This window comes from Streptomyces himastatinicus ATCC 53653, from assembly GCF_000158915.1.
GTDB classification, from domain to species: domain Bacteria; phylum Actinomycetota; class Actinomycetes; order Streptomycetales; family Streptomycetaceae; genus Streptomyces; species Streptomyces himastatinicus.
Genome location: NZ_GG657754.1, coordinates 2,192,838 through 2,193,736 on the forward strand (window position 1 = coordinate 2,192,838; position 899 = coordinate 2,193,736).

The 899-nt window shown below is 72.3% G+C and carries 1 pseudogene; it reads left to right on the forward strand.

The window, feature by feature from the left end:
* Nucleotides 1–247 precede the first annotated feature (247 nt).
* Nucleotides 248–899: pseudogene (locus SSOG_RS08660) on the forward strand (alanine racemase); the annotation flags it as partial.

The window sequence follows — 899 nt, forward strand, 5'->3', positions numbered from 1 at the left end:
AGAGTGCGCCTGTTCCGCGTCCGCGCTCACCGGCACCCCCTCGCGCCCCTCGAGACCTGGTTCACGTCGCTCCGTCCGGCTCGCCGCGCCGCCCCACCGCCTTTCGGGCAGGCGGCCCGAATTACCGGACAATCACGCCCGCTGACCTGCCGGTCGTGGCGTGCGCGACACTCTACGGGGCACCGGGCACCCTCCGCACCGGCCGCCCTCTACCCAGCGGTAATCGCGGTCTGGCAAGCTTCACGACATGTCCTCTTCCGCCGCTGACCGGGCCCGTTACGACCGGGCCACCGCCCATCTCGAAGCACCCGTGGCGATTGTCGACCTGAGGGCCTTCGACGACAACGCACACGACCTGGTACGCCGGGCGGGAGGCAAGCCGATCCGGGTGGCCAGCAAGTCGGTGCGGTGCCGGGCGCTGCTGGAACGGGTCCTGGCGCGGGACGGGTTCGCGGGCATCATGAGCTTCACGCTCGCGGAGTCCCTCTGGCTGGCCCGCGAGGGCTTCGACGACGTCCTGCTCGCCTATCCGTCCACCGACCGGGACGGCTACGCCACCCTGACCAGCGACCCCAAGCTCGCCGCCGCCGTGACCGTGATGGTGGACGACATCGGCCAGCTCGACCTGATCGAGAGCGTGCGCGCCGGGACCGAAGAGGTCCGGGTCTGTCTGGAGTTGGACACCTCGCTGCGGATGCTGGGCGGCCGGATCCGCGTCGGCGCCCTGCGCTCACCGCTGCGCACCCCCGAGCAGCTGGCCGCGCTGGCGCGGGAGATCGAGCGCCGCCCCGGCTTCCGGGTGGTCGGGCTGATGGGCTACGAGGGCCATGTGGCGGGGGTGGGCGAACGCGGTGAACCGGCCGTCCGCTGCGCTCCCGCGCGATCCGGGCTGATGCAGC